The organism is Plantactinospora veratri (assembly GCF_036421995.1).
Lineage (GTDB): Bacteria > Actinomycetota > Actinomycetes > Mycobacteriales > Micromonosporaceae > Plantactinospora > Plantactinospora veratri.
In genome coordinates this window covers 106,159-124,014 of sequence record NZ_JAZGQL010000034.1, presented here as the reverse complement: position 1 = coordinate 124,014, position 17,856 = coordinate 106,159, and the positions used below count along the sequence as shown (strand labels likewise).

General features: G+C 72.4%; 11 protein-coding genes. 8 read left to right on the top strand and 3 right to left on the bottom strand.

What is annotated here, in order from left to right:
* Positions 1-511 (top strand): hypothetical protein (locus V1634_RS32340; protein ID WP_331211453.1); only part of this gene is annotated, 511 nt, incomplete at its 5' end.
* A 557-nt stretch (positions 512-1,068) separates the two neighbouring features.
* Entirely contained in the window at positions 1,069-3,720 is a 2,652-nt protein-coding gene (locus V1634_RS32335) for a helix-turn-helix transcriptional regulator (protein ID WP_331210579.1), read from the top strand.
* Here V1634_RS32335 and V1634_RS32330 read toward each other — a convergent pair.
* Complete coding sequence (locus V1634_RS32330) at positions 3,708-5,555, bottom strand: ABC transporter ATP-binding protein (protein ID WP_331210578.1); 1,848 nt, start codon at positions 5,553-5,555, stop codon at positions 3,708-3,710. The two genes, V1634_RS32335 and V1634_RS32330, sit on opposite strands and share 13 nt — an antisense overlap.
* Complete coding sequence (locus V1634_RS32325) at positions 5,548-7,386, bottom strand: ABC transporter ATP-binding protein (RefSeq protein ID WP_331210577.1); 1,839 nt, start codon at positions 7,384-7,386, stop codon at positions 5,548-5,550. The genes V1634_RS32330 and V1634_RS32325 overlap by 8 nt, the downstream gene beginning before the upstream one ends.
* Before the next feature lie 398 nt (positions 7,387-7,784).
* On the opposite strand from V1634_RS32325, the gene V1634_RS32320 reads away from it, so the two are divergent.
* Complete coding sequence (locus V1634_RS32320; protein WP_331210576.1) at positions 7,785-8,873, top strand: radical SAM protein; 1,089 nt, start codon at positions 7,785-7,787, stop codon at positions 8,871-8,873.
* A 295-nt stretch (positions 8,874-9,168) separates the two neighbouring features.
* Here V1634_RS32320 and V1634_RS32315 read toward each other — a convergent pair whose 3' ends face one another.
* Complete coding sequence (locus V1634_RS32315) at positions 9,169-11,538, bottom strand: beta-xylosidase/alpha-l-arabinosidase (RefSeq protein WP_331210575.1); 2,370 nt, start codon at positions 11,536-11,538, stop codon at positions 9,169-9,171.
* A 1,093-nt stretch (positions 11,539-12,631) separates the two neighbouring features.
* Between V1634_RS32315 and V1634_RS32310 the strand changes: the two genes are divergently transcribed.
* The 5 genes from V1634_RS32310 to V1634_RS32290 all read left to right on the top strand — a co-directional run bounded on the left by V1634_RS32310 (position 12,632) and on the right by V1634_RS32290 (position 17,841).
* Positions 12,632-13,810 (top strand): aminotransferase class I/II-fold pyridoxal phosphate-dependent enzyme, encoded by a 1,179-nt coding sequence (locus V1634_RS32310; RefSeq protein WP_331210574.1) that lies wholly within the window; start codon positions 12,632-12,634, stop codon positions 13,808-13,810.
* A gap of 94 nt (positions 13,811-13,904) precedes the next feature.
* A complete protein-coding gene (locus tag V1634_RS32305; protein WP_331210573.1) occupies positions 13,905-14,888 on the top strand; it encodes a UbiA prenyltransferase family protein in 984 nt (327 codons plus the stop codon).
* A gap of 1 nt (position 14,889) precedes the next feature.
* Positions 14,890-15,939 (top strand): thiamine-phosphate kinase, encoded by a 1,050-nt coding sequence (locus V1634_RS32300; protein WP_331210572.1) that lies wholly within the window; start codon positions 14,890-14,892, stop codon positions 15,937-15,939.
* A complete protein-coding gene (locus V1634_RS32295) occupies positions 15,939-16,934 on the top strand; it encodes an NAD-dependent epimerase/dehydratase family protein (protein WP_331210571.1) in 996 nt (331 codons plus the stop codon). The genes V1634_RS32300 and V1634_RS32295 overlap by 1 nt, the downstream gene beginning before the upstream one ends.
* A complete protein-coding gene (locus tag V1634_RS32290; RefSeq protein ID WP_331210570.1) occupies positions 16,921-17,841 on the top strand; it encodes a diacylglycerol/lipid kinase family protein in 921 nt (306 codons plus the stop codon). Before V1634_RS32295 ends, V1634_RS32290 begins: the two co-directional genes overlap by 14 nt.
* The last annotated feature ends 15 nt before the right edge of the window (positions 17,842-17,856 follow it).

The window sequence follows — 17,856 nt, the reverse complement described above, 5'->3', positions numbered from 1 at the left end:
CTTCGGTGTCGAAGGACGCGACCTCGACTTCCTCGCCACCGAGCGGGGCGCGGCCCTGCTCCGGGTCCCGGACCGGGACGGGTTCGCGGTCTTCATCGCCGAGACGATGCTCGACATCAACGAACCGTCGGCCGGGGTCTGGGCCGCGGTCACCGGCGCGGCGACCGGAGACGGCGAACTGCGCGGTCACCTGGCCGAGCGGCTCGCCGAGATCAGGAGACAGGTCGAGCGCGTACTCCGACTGGCCGCCGAGCGCGGCTGGTTGCGCACCGACGTGCCCTTCGACGACCTTGTCGAGACGTTCTGCGTCATCACCAGCGTCGAGAGCTACCTGCGCTTCGTACGCCTGGACGGCAAGTCGCCCGAGGAGTACAAGGCGTTCGTCGCCCGAACCGTACGCGAGACGATCCTCGGCGGTGTCGTCGGCGCTGGCGGGATGGTCGCCGATCCAGGCGTACCCGCGAGCCCGCACGCTGAGTATCCGACAGACCGGATCGGAGCCTCGAAGTGACCGCTACCATTTCCTCGGCGCCGGGCAGGCCGGATGCCAGCATCCGCGACCGGGTTTCCGAAGGTGACCGGCGAGCCCGGCCCACACCTGGAATCCGGCTCCGGCCACTCGGATCAACGGAGCGGATCACCTCAGGCGTGCCTGGCGCATCTCACGCCAGTCGGTCGGCACTCGGGCCGCGGACCCGTGTCGACGATTATTCGATATCCGGTCGAGGGGAGGGCTCGCGGTGCATCGCACAGGGGATGTCCGCACCGGTCCGGGACAGCCGTGCGCCGGGCCGTCCAGACCCCGTTCAGTCGCGGTCCAGTCGTGGCTGGCACTGTCGACCAATACCACGACGTCGAGCGAGTAATCGTGATGCTCGCACAGGATCCGGATCCGTTCGCGGGATCTCCGCAGGTCGGGATTCGGGAGACCGAACCGATCGGTACGTGCCGGGAAGACCGTCGCAACGATTGGAGCATTCGTAGACGACGTTGACCGAGCCGCAATCCCGAACGGCTCAGCCGACATCTGGGGGGATGTCGGTGTCCGCGGCAGGGAGGGGGCAACCCGTGGACCGCATCGGGGCACCACTGATCGCACGATCCGGCCTGGTCCAGCAGGTCCTCAGCGCGGTGACCGCAGACCGTGGCGCCGTGCTGGTGGGGCAACGGGGGACCGGCCGGACCACCCTGGTCGAACTCGTCACCCGACAACTCTCGGCCGACCGGTACGCCGTGACCCGTACCACCGCGACCGAGGCGGGGCGGCCGATTCCGTTCGGACCGTTCAGCCAACTGTTTCCGGTCACCGGCGACCCGGCCCTGGTACCGGGCCGGATCCGCGCCGAACTCGTCCGACGTGGACGGTCGCGTACCCCGCTGCTGGTGGTGGAGGACGCGCACTGGATGGACGACCGGTCGGCGAGCACCCTGCTCGGCCTCGCGCAGGACGGCCACATCCGGTTGATGGTCACCACCCGGGCGGAGGTGGCAGCGCCCGATGCCGTCGTGGCGCTCTGGAAGGACCGGCACCTGCGTCGGGTCGACCTGCCACCGCTGGACCCGACCGAGACGGCGACCCTGATGCGGGCGATGCTCGGCGACGCGGTCGCCTCGACCACCGTCCAGCTCGTCTACCAGTGGACCGGCGGCAACCCGCGACTGGCGACCGAACTGGTCCGGCACGGCATCACCACGGGGCGACTGGTGCCCGACCGGGGCCTGTGGTGGTGGCGCGGCGCCCTCAGCGTGCCGCCGCAGCTGGTCGAACTCTTCCTGCCCGGACCGAACCGGCTCACCCCGACCCACCGGGACGCGCTGGCCGCGGTCGCGGTCAGCGACGACGTGCCGATCGAGCTGATCGACCGGGTCGCCCCGGCCGCCGTCGAGGAACTCGAGGACCTGGACCTGTTGCGGACCACGGACACCGAGGACGGGGTGTCGGTGGGATTCAGCCATCCACTGCTCCAGGCGATCGTCTGGGCACAGGTCTCGCCGGCCCGGCGGCGCCGGATCGCGTCGGCGCTCATCGAGGCGGCCGTCGGGGGTGCGGCACCCGATCCGGTAACGGTCGCCCGCTGGCAGGTGGCCGCGGGCGCGCCGGTCCACCCCGGAGTGCTGACCGATGCCGCCCGCAGAGTACGTCCGCACAGTCCGGAGCAGGCGCTCCGGCTGGCGCGGATCGCGTTCGGTCAGGACCCGTCGGCCCGCACCACCGTCGTACTGGCCGACGCGCTCGCCGAGCAGGGGAGCGGCCGCGAGGCGCAGTCGGTACTCCACCAGGCGACCGCCTCCGAGCACTCGGCCACCGGGCGGATCGTGCTCTCGACCGCGCTCGCCGTGCACCGCTGTGCGACGGAACGCGACCCGGCCTCGGCCCACGCCGACCTGCGGGCACTGCACGCCGCCGCGTCGCTCGCCGCGCCCGGGGCCGTGGACGTCGTCGACGCCGCCGATGCGCTGATCCTGCTGCTCGGCCAGCGGCCGGCCGAAGCGGTCCGGGTCGCCGACCGGCTGCTGCACCGGCACTCCGCCACCGGATCCGTCGGCAGCTCCGCCGTACTGAGGTGCCGGATCGCCCGAACGGTGGCGCTGGCCCTCCTCGGCCGCACCGACGAGGCCGCTGGCGGGGCGGCGATGCTGGCCGCCACCAGCGGCGACGACCGGGCGCCGGAGGCGGCGGGTCTGGCCGCAGCGGTCCGCTGCCTGCTCGCGCTCTGGCGGGACGGCAGCGCCACCCTGCCGGTCACCGACCCGATCCTCGGCCGCTGGCCGAGACCGCCGGGAGAGGTACCCGGCACCCGGCTGCGCGCCGTCGACTGGCCGCTGCTGGCCGGGTACGCGCGGCTGCTCCGGGGCGAGTACTCCGCCGCCGTCGAGCCGCTGCGTGAGGCGCTGGCCCAACAGGCCGTCGGTTTCCGGCTGTTCCGGTCGGAGGCGTCGGCGTGGCTCGCCGTGTCGCTGGCTTCGGCAGGGCGGCCGGACGAGGCGCAGCGGGTACTCGACGTGGAGCCTCCGGACCGGTTGGCGGTGCTGCCGGGTCTCCGGCCGTGGGCCGACGGTGCGGTCGCCGCCGCCCGTGGCGACACCCGGTCCGCCGGGCGGCGTCTCGACGAGGCGGCGACGGCGGCCCGCGCGGCGGGTTGCCGGAGCGTGGAGTTGCAGTACCTGACCTGGGCGGCGCGGTTGCCGCCCGCCGACCGGCCGGTCGGGTTGGCCGACCGGCTCGCCACCTGCCTCCGGTACGTCGAGGCGAGGCGGCTGGCGACCGAGGCGCGCGGCGAACTGGCGCTGCTGAACCGGGACCGTGCGGGCCTGCTTGAGCAGGCCAACCGGCTCGCCGAGATGGGGCTGCACCGGCGGGCCTTCCGGCTGGCCGAGGCCGCCACGAGGGTGTTGTCCGGGCGTGACCAGGACTACGCCGCTGCGGTCGCGCTGGCCGGCCGGCTCCGGAACACCCTCGGCCTGCCCGCACCGAACCTGGCCTCACCGACCCTGACGGTCCGGGAGAACGAGGTCGCGGCCCTCGCCGCCGGCGGCCTGTCCAATCGGGAGATCGCGATCCGGCTGGTCGTGTCGGCCAGGACCGTCGAGAGCCACCTGGCCCGGGTGTACCGGAAACTAGGCATCGGTTCCCGTCGTGAGCTGCGGGCGGACTGGTTCAGCCGCTCGGTCGAGGGCGGCCCGGGGGAGCCCGGCGCCCCGGACGCCTACCCGGGCTGAACCGCGCCTGCCCGGACCTCGACCCCGACCGCTCTCGCGGCCGACGACAGGACCGTCGGGCCGGAGGCGTACGCGGCGGCGTGCAACGCGTACATCTCCGCGTAGCGGCCGCCCCGGCCGAGCAGCTCGGCGTGCGGGCCGTACTCCACGATCCGGCCCTCGTGCAGGACCACGATCAGGTCGGCGTCGCGTACCGTGTTCAGCCGGTGCGACACCACGACGGTGGTCGGCGTACCGGCGGCCGGGGTGGCCGGGGCGAGAAATTTGTGCAGCAGTTCGGCCTCGCTGTCCGGGTCGAGGCTCGCCGCCGGCTCGTCGAGCAGCACCAGCGCGGGGCGGGTGCGCATCCGGCCCCGGGCCAGCGCGAGCTTCTGCCACTGCCCGGACGACAGGTCGGTGCCGTCCGGGAAGGTCCGGCCGAGCCGACTCTCCAGGCCGGCCGGGAGTTCGGCCACGAAGGTGTCCGCGCCGGCCGATTCCAGCGCGCTGCCCACGGCCTCCCGGTCGTCGATCGCGCCGAGCCGGCCGACGCCGACCGACTCCCTCGCCAGCAGCTCGAACCGGCAGAAGTCCTGGAAAACCCCGGTGACCCGGCCGCGCCACGCGTCCGGTTCCACCTGCGCCAGGTCCTGACCGCCGAAGGTGATCTGCCCGGTCGACGGCGGGTAGAGGCCCGCCAGCAGTGCCACCAGGGTGGACTTGCCGGCACCGTTGTCACCGACGACCGCGACGGTGGCCCCGGCGGGCAGCCGCAGGTCGATCGGGCCCAGCGCCGCGGTCGCCCCGCCGGGATACCGGAAACTGACGCCGTGCAGGACGAGGTCGCCCTGCTCCGGCAGCTCCCGGCCGGGCCCGGTGGCGGCGGTGCGGTGCGGGTGCCGGGCCAGGCGCTGGTAGAGCGCGACGGTGTGCAGCGCACGGCGCAGCCAGCCGATCAACCAGCTCAGTCCGGTGGTGGCGCCGACCAACCGGGTACCGAGCAGCAGCACCAGCACGGCCTCCCCGGCGGAGGCGGTGCCGGCGAGCACGGACCGGGTGACGACGTAGAGTCCGGCCACCAGCGCGACGCAGAAGAGCAGCCAACCGGCCGCCGCCGCGACGGCGCCGCGGGTCCGGGCCGCCTCCCGGCGCCGCGCCGAGACGGTGAAGGCCTCCCGGTGCCGGGCGGCGATCTCGCCGCCGAGCCGGTACAGCCGGACCTCACCGGCAGCGGCCGGGTCGGTGGCCAGGGTCAGCAGGGCGGCGCGGTGCCGGTCGGCCTCGGCGCCGGCCACCTCGGCCGCGGCGACGATGTTCGCCTGCCAGCGGATGGCGAGGGCCAGCGGCACGATGAAGAGCGGCAGCAGGGCCAGCAACGGGTTGACGACGGCCATCAGGACCACTGCGGCCACGAACCGGGCCAGCAGGCCGGCGTTCTCGACCAGCGCCGCGAACGCCCCGCCGAACTCGGTCCGGCGCTGCCGTACCAGCTCGGCGGTGTCGAGGAACTCGGGGTCGTGGTAGTGGCTGAGGTGGGCGGGGCCGGAGCACAACGTCATCAGCCGGCGGTCGAACTCCAGCCCGACGCGCTGCTGGAGCACCTGCCGCAGGTCGGTGGCGACCGCGCTGGCCTGGTGCACGAAGACGGTGACGAGCACGAGGAGCAGGCCGCCGGTCAGCGCCTCGGTGAGCTGCCCGGCGACCGCACCGTCGACCATGCCGCGCAGGCCGAGTGCCTGTGCCGCCGCGACGATGTTGAACAGCGGGACGAGCACCATGACCAGTACCGCGCGTCGCGGGTCGGCCCGGACCGCGACACCCACCACCAGCCGGGCGGCGCTCAGCCAGCTACCCACGACGGCCTCCTGCGGAATCGGTGAAGGGCGCGGACTGCACCCGGAACATCTGGGCGTACCGGCCGTCGGCGGCCAGCAGTTCGTCGTGGCTGCCGTACTCGCTCACCCGGCCGCCCCGCAGCACGGCGATCCGCTCGGCGAGCCGGACGGTGGCGAACCGGTGTGACACCAGGATCGTGGTGATCCCGGCGGTGATCTCCAGGAACCGGGCGTAGAGCTCGTACTCCGCCTCGATGTCCAGGTGCGCGGTGGGTTCGTCCAGGACGAGGACCCGGGCACCGTGGCGCACCGCGTAGAGCGCCCGGCTCAGCGCCAGCCGCTGCCACTGGCCGCCGGACAGCTCGGTCCCGCCCGTGTAGGCGCTGGTGAGCGGGGTGTCCCAGCCGTCCGCCAACCCCTGCTCGACTCCGAGGAAGCCGCCGAGTCGGGCGGCCTCGACGACCGCCCCGTCGGTGGCGGCGGCCTCGACCGCGCCGAAGGCGATGTTGTCGCGTACCGAGAACGGGTACCGGCCGAAGTCCTGGAAGACGACGGCCAGTTGCCGACGCCAGCTCGCGAGGTCGTACTCGTGCAGGTCCCGCCCGTCGACGCGGATCAGGCCGGCGTCCGGCCGGTACAGCCCGGCCAGCAGCTTGGTGACGGTGCTCTTGCCGGCGCCGTTGTCCCCGACGATCGCCAGCGACGATCCGGCCGGAATGACGAGGTCCAGGTCGTCGACGACCGGGCGGCGGTCGCCGGGATATCCGAAGCGGACCCGCGCGAAGCGGATCTCACGCTGCGGCAGCCCGGTCGCGGCCAGCCCGGTGGCGCCGGAGGGCGGGGTACCCAGCGCGCTCACCGCCAGTGCCGGCGGTACGGCGGCACTGGCCAGGTGCAGCCGCCGTTGCAGGTCGCCGGTGAAGCCGAGGGCGAAGAATCCGAGCAGCGACTGGAGGGCGATGGTCAGCTCCCCGACCGGCGGGTCGCCGTTGCTGGCCCCGTACGCCAGCGGCACCACCACGACGACGTGCGCCGCCAGCAGCAGCGCGCTCGCCGCCACATGCCGCCGGCCGTCGGTGGTCTTGCGGCGCATCTCGACGACGCCGTCCCACCACTCCCGGGTGAAGCGTTCGACGAGCCACTGGTGCAGGCCGAACAGGCGCAGCTCCTTGGCCGACGGCGCGGTCACCGCGAGGTCGCGCAGGTACGCCGCGTGCCGTAGCTGGACCGTTCTCGCGGTGTTGGCGGCGACGGCCCGGGCCATCTCCTTCTCCTGCCAGCGGCCGGTGACGATCCAGGCGGCACCGAGTACGACCGGCATCCACCACTGCCCGGCCCAGCCGAGCAGGATCGCGGCGGCCAACCCGGTGAGTCGGAGCGGGACCAGGGCGGCCAGCGCGTTGACGGCCTGGCCGGGGGCGTGCGCGCCGATCCCGACCCCGCGCGCCCGTTCGAGCTGGTCGGTGAGGTCCGGGTCGTCCAGGTGCGCGACCCCTGTCGGGCGTAGTGCCCCCTCGACCGTGCGTTGGGCCAGGCTGCCGTCGACCGCGGTGCTCAGCATCGCCGTGACCATCGCGCGGATCGGCTCCAGGGCGATGTCCAGGACGAGCGCCAGTGCCAGGAGGGTGAGCCCGGACCACGCCTGCCGGGACGCCTCCGGGCCGGCGTCGGCGGTCAGCGCCGTGACCAGTCGCCCGATCGCCAGCGGCAGCAGTACGACCCCCGCGACCTGTCCGGCGGTCAGCGCGCCGAGCAGCACGGTCAGCGGGGCGTTGACGCGCGGCAGCTCGCGGACCAGTGCCGCGACGGCGCCGGGGTGGCGGGTCGGGCCGGCTGTCGGTGAGGTCGACACGGGCACACTCCTTGCGACGTCGACGGTTTCGGCGGTTCGGCGCCGCGGTGGCCACCTGTCATGGGGGTGGCCACCGCCATCAGGCACCTGCCCCTTACGAGACGTCGACCGGCGGGTAAGCGCGCATGATCCACCTCCTCTGCTGGCGACGGGCGGCGGGCCGTGGCGGCCGCCACGCCGCAACGCTAGGTGGCGCGGCGCACCGGGGAATCGGTGCTCGGGTACGCAACCGCCGGGCCGGCACCACCGACGGTCGACGGGTACGGGTGGCTTGTCGGGCGCCGCGGCCTGCGTATCCGGTCGTGTCTCTTGCGTACCCCTCGCCCGATGTCCCGGGCGGTCCGGTGCCCGTACGGTTCCGGCGACCGCACCGCCGATTCCTCCGGGAGAGCCGTCTGATGAATGTCGACGCGGGTCCGAACGTCCTCATCTGGGACGTCACCTTCGCCTGTCCGCTGCGCTGCTCCCACTGCTACACCGAGTCGGGCCGGCGCCGCCCGCAGAACCTGAGCCACGAGGAGATGCTGAAGGTGACGGACGCGCTGATCACCTTCCGGCCGGCCATGATCACGCTCTGCGGGGGTGAGCCGCTCACCGTGCCGCGCATCGTGGAGGTGGTGGAACGGTTCGCCGCGGCCGGGGTACGGGTCTTTCTGTACACCAGTGGCTGGTCGCTGCCGGAGCAGACGGTCCGGGACCTGGCCGGCCTCGTCGCCAAGCTGGTGGTCAGTGTCGACGGCGCGACGGCGGAGGTGCACGACCGGATCCGTGGCCGGGCCGGTTCCTTCGACCGGGCGATGGCCGCGCTGGCGCTGCTCGACGCGGAGGCCGCCCGGCGGGCCTCGGCGGGGGAGTCCCCGCTGCGGTTCGGCATCGACAACGTGGTGGTCCGGAGCAACTACCACCAGCTCGACGAGATGTGTGCCTCCGTCGCGCCACGGTTTCCGCACCTGAGCGAGGTGGCGTTCGGCGCGGTGGTGCCGACCGGCCTGGCCAGCCGGGTGTCCTACGGCGAGCACGAGATGTTGACCGACGAGCAGGTCGCGGCACTGGTCGACGAGGCGACGCGGCAGCGGCTCCAGCAGGCCGCGCCGCCCTCGGTGACCGTCTCCACCACGGACAACTTCGGCGTGCAGATGCACCCCGACTACGTCGCCAGCCACCCCGACTTCCGGCCGCTGGAGATCGAGCCGGACGGCGGGGTACGGGCGATGCCGATCTACGAGGGCACCGTCGGCAACCTGCTGACCGAGGAGCCGTTCGTGCTCTGGGAACGCGCCCGGAGCCGCTGGGACGACCCCTTCGTGGTGGAGACGCTGCGCGGCATCCGTACCCGGACGGACTGGGCCGAGGCGGTGCGCCGGATCGACTACCGGTTCGGTTCGGACGAGGTCCGGGCCCGGATCGACCGCCGCCCGGTCTTCGACCCGGCGCAGGCACCCCGGCGGCTCGCGCTGCGACCGGTCGGCGCCAGGTCGCTGCGCTGAGTCGGCGGCGCCGGGCGGTTTCGTCAGCCCGCGTCACCGGTGACCGCTGCCCGCCACAGGGGGGCGCGAGGATTGATTCCCATACCGCCCGGGCGTCGCTGTTCCTTCCGGAGGGACGCCTTGATCCGTACCCGGCGTACGACGTCATCCGGGCGCGCCGCGACCGCCTGGTGCTGCGCGGCTACTCACGCTGCCGGTCGCCACCGCCTGAGCTGGGGGCGCCGGCCACGGCGCCCCCACCGTCAGCGAGTCCGACGTCGGCGGGACCGAGGTGACCGCCCCGGTGCCCGCCGGTTCACCCGATCGTCACCTCGGTGGTCATCTGCCGGTCGTGGCCGACCTTCCGTTCCGGTCCGACCAGGCGTACCCGGAAGGTGTGCCGGTGGTCGTCGCTGGACGCGGAGAGTCGCAGCTCGATCTCGCCCGGCTCGACGATGCGGTGGCCGGCCTGCCCGGTGAACGAGGTGAGTTCGGCGTGCATCCGGAACCTGACCGTGCGCGCCTCGCCGGGTTCGAGCCGCACCTTGGCGTACCCGACGAGCTGCACCACCGGTCGGGTCACCTGGGCCACCGGGTCGTGCAGGTAGAGCTGCACCACGTCGGCACCGGTGCGGTCCCCGACATTGCGGACGGTGACCCCGACGGTGACGACGCCGTCGGTCTCGATCTCCGCCGGCACGTCGTCGTCGACCTCCCAGGCGAATTTCGTGTACGACAGTCCGTAGCCGAACGGGAACAGCGGCGTGGGGTCGACGCTGCTGACCTTGCCTCGCCGGCCGAGTTTCGGCGTCAGGTAGGTGCCCGGCTGTCCACCGGATTCGCGCGGCATGCTGACCGGCAGCCGACCGCTCGGACAGACCCGTCCGGAGAGGACGCCGGCCACCGCCCCGGCGCCCTCCTGGCCGGGGAAGAACGCCTGGACGATCGCGCCGAGCCGGTCGGCCCACCGGCCGAGCGCGTACGGGCGGCCGGAGAGCAGCACCAGCACCACCGGCGTACCGGTGTCGAGCAGGGCGTCCAGCAGTTCCTCCTGTAGTCCGGGCAGCCGCAGGTCGGCCACGTCGCAGCCCTCGCCGGAGGTACCGCTGCCGAACATGCCGGCCCGGTCACCGAGTACGGCCACGCAGACGTCGGCTGCGGCGGCGGCGGACCGTGCGGCCGCGAGCCCGGCCCGATCCGCGCTGTCCACGCCGCAGCCGGTGGCGAGGGTCAGTTCCGCCCCGGGCAGTTCCGCACCGAGCGCCTCCCAGACGGTACGGATCTCGACACCCGCCGGCATCTCCGGGAAATTGCGGCCGAGGTGGCTCGGGAAGGCGTAGCAGCCGAGCATTCCGGTGGTGTCGTCGGCGAGCGGCCCGACGACCGCGATGCGCGCGTCGGCGGGCAGCGGCAGGCTGCCGTCGTTGCCGAGCAGCACGACGGACTCTTCGGCGATCTGCCGCGACAGCTCCCGGGCCTGCGGCGGATCGAGGTCCGGGACGTCACCGTCGGCGGCCCGGTCGGGCCGCCAGTCCGGGTCCAGCAGGCCCAGCTCGCACTTCTGCCGGAGCACCCGGGTGACCGCCCGGTCGACCAGGCCCTCCGGGACCAACCCGGACCGGACCGCGTCGAGCAGCGGGGTGCCGAAGCAGCGTGCGCCCGGCAGTTCCACGTCCACCCCGGCCGCCAGGGCGAGGGCGGCCGCCTGTGCCGGACCGTCCGCCACGCCGTGCAGCAGTTCCAGGAAGGAGACGGCGTAGTAGTCGGAGACCACCGTGCCGGAGAAGCCCCACTCGTCCCGCAACAGGTTGGTGAGGATCGCGGCGTCGGCTCCGGTCGGCACACCGTCGATCTCGGAGTACGAGGGCATCACCGAGCGGGCTCCGGCGTCGCGTACCGCCATCTCGAACGGTGGCAGGATCACGTCGGAGAGCTCCCGCTGCCCGATCGACACCGGTGCCGCGTTGCGCCCGGCGCGGGAGGAGGAGTATCCGGCGAAGTGCTTGAGGGTGGCGACGACGCCGGTCGACTGGAGACCGCGGACGTACCCGGTGCCCACCGTGCCGACCAGATAGGGGTCCTCGCCGATGGTCTCCTCGGTCCGCCCCCAGCGCAGGTCGCGGGTCACGTCGAGCACCGGTGCCATGCCCTGGTGCGCGCCGACCAGGCGGATGGCCGCGCCGATCTCGGCGGCCATCCGTTCGACGAGTCCGGGATCGAAGGTGGCGCCCCAGGCCAGCGGTGCGGGAAAGATCGTCGCGCCCAGGGTCATGAAGCCGGTCAGGCACTCCTCGTGCGCGATCGCCGGGATGCCGAACCGGTTGCCGGCGACCAGTTCGGCCTGCAACCGGGCCAGTGTCGCGCTGCCCTGCGCCGGGGTGACCGGTGCGGTGCCGAGGGTGCGGGTCAGTTGGCCCAGCCCGTCGCCGATCAGCACGTCCCAGGACGGCGTCTCGTCGGCCAGATTGTGTTGATGCGGCGCCAGGTCGTCGCCGGTGGCGGACCCGCCGATCCAGATTGACCGGAGCTGGCCGACCTTCTCCTCCACGGTCATCCGCCCGAGCAGGTCGGCGACCCGCTCGTCGATCGGTAACGCGGGATCGCGCCATGGCTGATCCGGGACACCATCCACATTGCCGGGCACGAATGTCTGTGGGTGGCTGCGGGCGTCAGCGCTGCTTGTCACGCTCGTCTCCTGTCGCTGTCACGGGACCTCTCGACGCCGGTTCGGCGCCGGGATGCGAGGCAATTTCCGGAGGTTCTCCGGAAGGTGGCAACCGGGTACTCGGCATCGACGGTCAGGGTAATGCTGGTGGCGCGCCACATGCTAGCTCGTGCTCACGTCATTGGCGTCAATCGAAGCGCTCGCCGAATTTCAAGCCATTTCCGGATACGCCCTTGGACTTCTGGCCGGACAAACCGGCGATACCCGTACGGGAGAGGCCGGGGCCGGGGGCGGTCCGGCTGGCTCGTGGATCGGGTCGGGGTCCGTCCCGACAGGGTCACCGGAACGTGGCGAACCTCACCGGCCGGACCGGCCCCGGCGTGGGTTGGCGGGCCGGGTGTGGGTCCCGGTCGGTCGACCGGTGCCGGCGTACCCCGTGTGACCAGGGAAAACCTGGCCGGTAACCGGGCTGCGGCGGGCCGTAGACAATGATCATGTTCGTGGTGCGTGCCCTCGCCAGCCCCCGGTGCAGCGCAAACTCGCATTCACCGTGCTCGTGGTGACACCTCGATCACGAGACGGTCCGGCGGTGCCGTGCGCCGAGCGGCGGCCGGCGGTCGGGCGACAATAGTCAAATCAGCGCAGTTCAATGGGCCTATGGTGACCGAAAGCGACGGGCCAGCCCGTCCGAAGTGGACCAAAGTACCGCTGACCCCCTTGACACGGTGGATAGGGTGTAGGCAGCCCAGAGAAACTCGATCAATGAGGAGCATCTGAGGCGACACACGGGGATCCTTCGACGGGCAAGCATGCGGCCTACAACAGCGCCCGATTCTGCCTGATCGCCATTTCCTCGCGCGTCGGTTCAGTGCCCGGCCGGACGACGTAGGGAATTGAAGCCGCTGCGATGGGAATCTAACGAAATAGTCCCTGACCAGTGTGTCCGGGATAACGGCGGCGACCGAACCGCGTAGTCGCATTGGCTGGCGCTGCCGGCGTCGTCCAAGCCCGTGTTGCGAAATGAACAATCACGGTTCCAGATGAGAGGGGGCTCAGGAATACCGTGGTGACAACGGACATCTTCGATCGTTGCCGGTCGTATACGGAAGCCCGGGTGGCCCAGGCGGCGGAGCTCTACCCGTACTTCACCGTCTTCGAGGGCTCGGACACGACGGTCGCCCGTACCTCGGTGGGCGACGTCCTGATGTGTGGCTCGAACAACTACCTCGGCCTGACCTCCGACCGGCGGGTGCGCGCCGCGGCCCAGGCGGCGATCGAGGAGTACGGCTCGTCGCGTACCGGTTCTCGACTACTCAACGGGAACACCCCGCTGCACGAGGAACTGGAGCGGGAACTGGCCGACTTCCTCGGCATGCCGGCCGCGCTGGTCTTCCCGACCGGCTACCAGGCGAACCTCGGCGCGATCGCGGCACTGCTCTCCCGCAACGACGTGGTCATCATCGACCGCGAGGCGCACGCCTCGGTCTACGACGGGTGCGGTCTGAGCATGGCCAAGGTACGCCGCTTCGCCCACAACGACATGGCGGATCTGGAGCGGCGGTTGGCTGCCTGCCCACCGGACTCGGGCCGGCTGGTCGTGGTGGACGGGGTCTACTCGATGGCCGGCGACCTGTGCCCGCTGCCCGAGACGGTGCGGCTCTGCCAGAAGTACGGCGCCCGCCTCCTGGTCGACGACGCGCACGGCCTCGGCGTCCTGGCCGACGGCCGGGGCACCAGCGCGCACTTCGGCCTGACCGAGCAGGTCGACCTCGTCACCGTCACCTTCAGCAAGTCCCTGGCGTCGATCGGCGGAGCGGTGCTCGGGCCGACCGACGTCATCGAGTACCTGCGGCACCACGCCCGCAGTCTCATCTTCAGCGCCGCCACCCCACCGGCCAGCCTCGCCGCCGCCCAGGCGGCGCTGCGGATCCTCCAGGCCGAGCCGTGGCGGTGCCGGCAGGCGCTGGAGAACGCGTCGTACGTGCACCGCGAACTCGCCGCCCTCGGGTACGAGCCGCTGCCCAGCGAGACACCGATCGTCTGCGTACCGCTCGACGGCGTCGTCCCGACCATCTTCACCTGGCGCAGCCTGTTGGAGCGCGGGGTCTACGTCAACGCGGTGATCCCGCCCGCGGCTTCGGCCCGGGTACGGGCCAGTTTCACCGCGACCCACACCCCGGAGCAGCTCAAGCGTGCCGTGGCCGCGTTCGCCGAGGTCCGCGAGCTGACGCCGCCGGACTGGTCGCTGGCCGACCTGCCCCCGGCGGAGTACGTCGCGGAAGGCGTGCGGTGAGCCTGTCCCGCAGCGACAACTCGATTCCGGCGGTGGCGGGTCCGCACCACTCGACGAGGTACGGCGGCCCGTCAGCCGCCCGAACGGAGGCCCGATGAGCGTCACCCAGGTCCAGAACCCCATCCGGCCCCGTGACCGGGCGGTCGCGTGGGCGAGGATGTGGAGATTCCACTTCGTACCCCTGTCCCTCTCGGCCGGTCTGGTCGGCATGACGGCGCCGTCGGCCGGGGCCACCACCGCGAGCGTGGTCGTCGGCCTGCTCTTCTGCATCTTCGGCTACGGCGTCGGCGTGGTCATCAACGACTGGTTCGACCGCAAGGCCGACGCCGTCAACGCCCCGGACCGCCCCTTCGTCGCCGGGCTGATCAACCCGCATGCCGGGCTCGCGCTGACCCTGGCGCTCTCCGGGAGCCTCCTGCTGGTCGCCGTCGTCGTGGCGCCCGCGCTGGCGATCTGGAGCGCCATCGCGATCGCCGGGCATCTGGTCTACACCTGGACCAAGGGCATCCCGATGGTCGGCAACCTCGCCAACGGGGTGGACATGTCGCTCTTCACCGTGCTCGGCGCGGTCGCGGTCCGGCCCGACGCCGGATGGCTGGACATCCCGGCCACGACGTGGTTCCAGACGGCGCTCGTCGCGGTCGTGCTGAGCGGCTTCTGCCTCGTCGGCTACTTCAAGGACATCGAGGGAGACCGGCTGGCCGGCTACCGTACGCTGCCGGTGGCCGTGGGTACCCGGACGGCGAGCCGGGTCGCGTTGATCTTCCCGCCGGTGGCCCTGGGTGCCGCGGCGGTGGGCGCGCTGGCGGGGCCGGAGCGCGGCGCCTACGCCCAGGCGGCCTTCTGGCTGCTGCTCGCCGCCTCGGGGTTGGCGTTCACGCGCAGCCTCGTGAACCTGATCCAGGCACCCGAGGCGCGGGCGTACGAGGCGCTGCTCTGGTTCACCAGGGCGACCACGCTCTTCGTGCTCTCCCTCGGCGCGCTGCACCGGCCGACCTTCTTCCTGGTCGGGGCCGTCCCGATGATGCTCTACCTGGAACTCACGCTCCGGGCGACGCAATCCTCCCGGCAGGCGTGACGTGACCTCCGTCGACTGGACCCGGCTCTACCTGGACGCCGCCGAGGGCGCCCTGATCATGGCGATGCGCGAGGGGATGGCCCGGTCCCCGCGCCAGCTCAACGCCGCCTTCGAAGCCGACGCCGAACTGCTCGACCTCGGCGCCGCCGGGGTCCTGGCGATGACCGTCGACACGCTGAACGACGGCGCCGAGCTGGCCACCGCCCCGACGCCGTACGCGAAGGGGTGGTTGACCACCACCGTCAGCGTGAGCGATCTCGCCGCCGTCGCCGCCGACCCGGTGGCCGTGCTGGTGTCGTGCTCGCTGGTCAGGGACGGGTGGAGTGCCGAGGACGCCCGCCAGTTCGGGCGCGGCGCCTCCGACGCGGCGCAGCGGTACGGCTGTCACATCGTCGGCGGCGACACCAACTGGGCGCGGGAGGAGAGCTTCACCTCCTGCGCGATCGGGACGATGCGCCGGGGTCACCTGCTGAGCCGGGTGGGTGCCCGGCCGGGCGACGCGCTGTACGCGACGGGCCCGATCGGCGCCGGCAACGCCGCCGGTTTCCGCAGCCTGGCGCTGGGCCGGACCGACGCCGGCCAGCCGTGGCTGCCCGAGGCGCGGGTGGTCGCCGGCGACGCGCTGCGGAGCTACGCCCGGGCGTGCGTCGACACCAGCGACGGGCTGTTGAACGCGGCGGTGAGTCTCGCCGAGATCAACGGACTGGGTGTCGAGGTCACCCTGCCGGGTGAGGCGTACGAGCCCAGCGCGGCCGCCCTCGCCGACTCCTTCGGGCTGCCCCGCTGGCTGATGGCCGCCGGGGAGTGGGGCGAGTTCGAGCTGCTCTACGCGGTCGACGCCGCCGACGGGGAGCGCTGCGCCCGGGCGATGGCCGACCACGGACTGGACGCGGTCCAGGTGGGGCGGCTGACCGCCGGGCCGGAGCTGCTCTTCTTCGACGAGTCCGGTGCGCGCCGGGACCTGCGGGAGGTGTTGCCGCAGATGCGGGCGATCGATCCGGCCGGCGCGCTGCTCGACGACCTCCAGAAGCTGCTGGCGAGAGGGGTGTGATGGCGCGGGGCGTGGCGCTGGTGACGGGTGTCACCGGCTGCGTCGGCCGGGCGGTCGCTGCGGCGCTTCTGGAGGGTGGCTGGTCGGTGCGCGGACTGGTCCGCGAACCCTCTCCGAGCGGCGCGAAATATGCGGAACATCTCGGGGACCTGACCGACCCGGCAACGCTGCGCGGCTCGTGCGAGGGCGTCGAACTCGTGGTCCACGCGGCTGCCGATCTGAGCGACTGGCGGCCCGGTCGCCGCATCTGGCAGGTGAACCGGGACGGGACGCGGGCGATCCTGGAGGAGGCGCTGCGTTGCGGGGTGCAGCGGTTCGTCTACCTGAGTACGGTCGACGTCTTCGGGTTCGACGCCCGCCGGGTCATCGACGAGACGTCGCCGAAGCGGGTCCCGGGCTACCCGTACTCCCGGTCGAAGCTGGCGGGGGAGAACCTCGCGTGGTCGTACCATCGGCGCGGGCTCGACATCACGGTGATCTATCCGACCTGGATCTTCGGCCCCGGTGACCGTCATTTCATCCCGGAGCTGGTCCGTGGGCTCCGGGACAACAAGCTCGTCCACATCGGCCGTGGCGTCGCCCCGATCGAGTTGACCTACAGTGAGAACCTCGCCGACGCGATCGTGCTGGCCGGCACCACACCCGGGTGCGCGGGCGGCCGGTTCATCGTCGGCGACTCGTACGGTCTGACCGTGGGGCAGCTCTTCGACCGGGTCGCCGAGCAGGCGGGGGTACTGCCGCCGACCCGTTCGGTTCCGTTCCCGGCGGCGCTGGGAGTGGCGGCCCTCTCCGAACTTGCCGGGCTGGCCAGGATCGGTGTCGGCACCGGACGGCCGATGCTCACCCGGTACGCGGTCCGCTCCGTCGCCGGTGGGATGCGGTACAACCTCGACCGGATCCGGTCGATCGGCTACACCCCCCGGGTTCCGGTGGCGGAGGCACTGGCCCGCACCGTTGCCGGGCTGGAGGAGGAAGTGGGCCATGGCGGCGGATGACGGCGAGCGGGTCGTCTGCATCGTCAACCCGGCCTCCGGGGTCCAGCGTCGGCGGATGGTCGAGCGACGGCTCTCCGTCGAACTGCCCGGCGCCGACTGCTGGCACACCCGCTATCCCGGCCATGCCGTCGAACTGGGCCGCCAGGCGGTGACGGACGGGTACCGCACAGTGGTCGCGATCGGTGGGGACGGGACGCTCTCCGACGTCGCCAACGGGATCCTCGCGACGGACGACGAGAAGGTACGGCTCGGTTACGTTCCCGCCGGAACCTGCAACGACTTCGTCCGCGGCCTGGATCCGGTGACCGATCTCGGTGACCTGCTCGACCGTGGCCGCGACCGTTCGACGGAGGTCGGGTCGGTGACCTTCACCCGGCCCGACGGCACCCCCGCGCACCGCTTCTTCCTGGTCAACTGCACCGTCGGGCTGATCAGCATGGTCGGGCTGCGGTTCACCGAGAAGACTCCGGTCAACCGCGTGCTCAAGCGGGTCAACCTCCAGCTCGCCGAGGCGGCCTCCAGCGCCCGGGTGCTGCTCGGCTGGCGGCCGGTCGAGGTGCGGCTGGATCAGGACGGGGAGGTGTCGCGGCACTCCGTCAGCAATGTCGCGGTGCTCAAGGTCCCGTTCTTCGCCGGGGGGCTGACCTTCGGCTCCACCGAGCCGCCGGAAGCCGGTTGTCTGGACGCGGTGCAGGTGCTCGGCCTCGGCCGGGTCGGCGTACTCGGCACGATGTGGCAGGTGCTGCGCGGAAACGGGACACGGCATCCCGCGATCCGCCGCCGCCAGGTCCGTACGCTCCGGATCGAGGCGGAGACTCCACTGCCGCTGGAGGTGGACGGCGAGATCGTCGGGCAGACCCCGGCCACCTTCTCGGTACATCCGTCACGGTTGACGACGGTGGTCTGACGAGAGCGAGAGAGT

Excerpts from the sequence above, each read along its gene's own strand:
- V1634_RS32320 (WP_331210576.1), top strand. The coding sequence starts at position 7,785 with ATGAATGTCGACGCGGGTCCGAACGTCCTCATCTGGGACGTCACCTTC.
- V1634_RS32295 (WP_331210571.1), top strand. The coding sequence starts at position 15,939 with ATGGCGCGGGGCGTGGCGCTGGTGACGGGTGTCACCGGCTGCGTCGGC.
- V1634_RS32305 (WP_331210573.1), top strand. The coding sequence starts at position 13,905 with ATGAGCGTCACCCAGGTCCAGAACCCCATCCGGCCCCGTGACCGGGCG.
- V1634_RS32290 (WP_331210570.1), top strand. The coding sequence starts at position 16,921 with ATGGCGGCGGATGACGGCGAGCGGGTCGTCTGCATCGTCAACCCGGCC.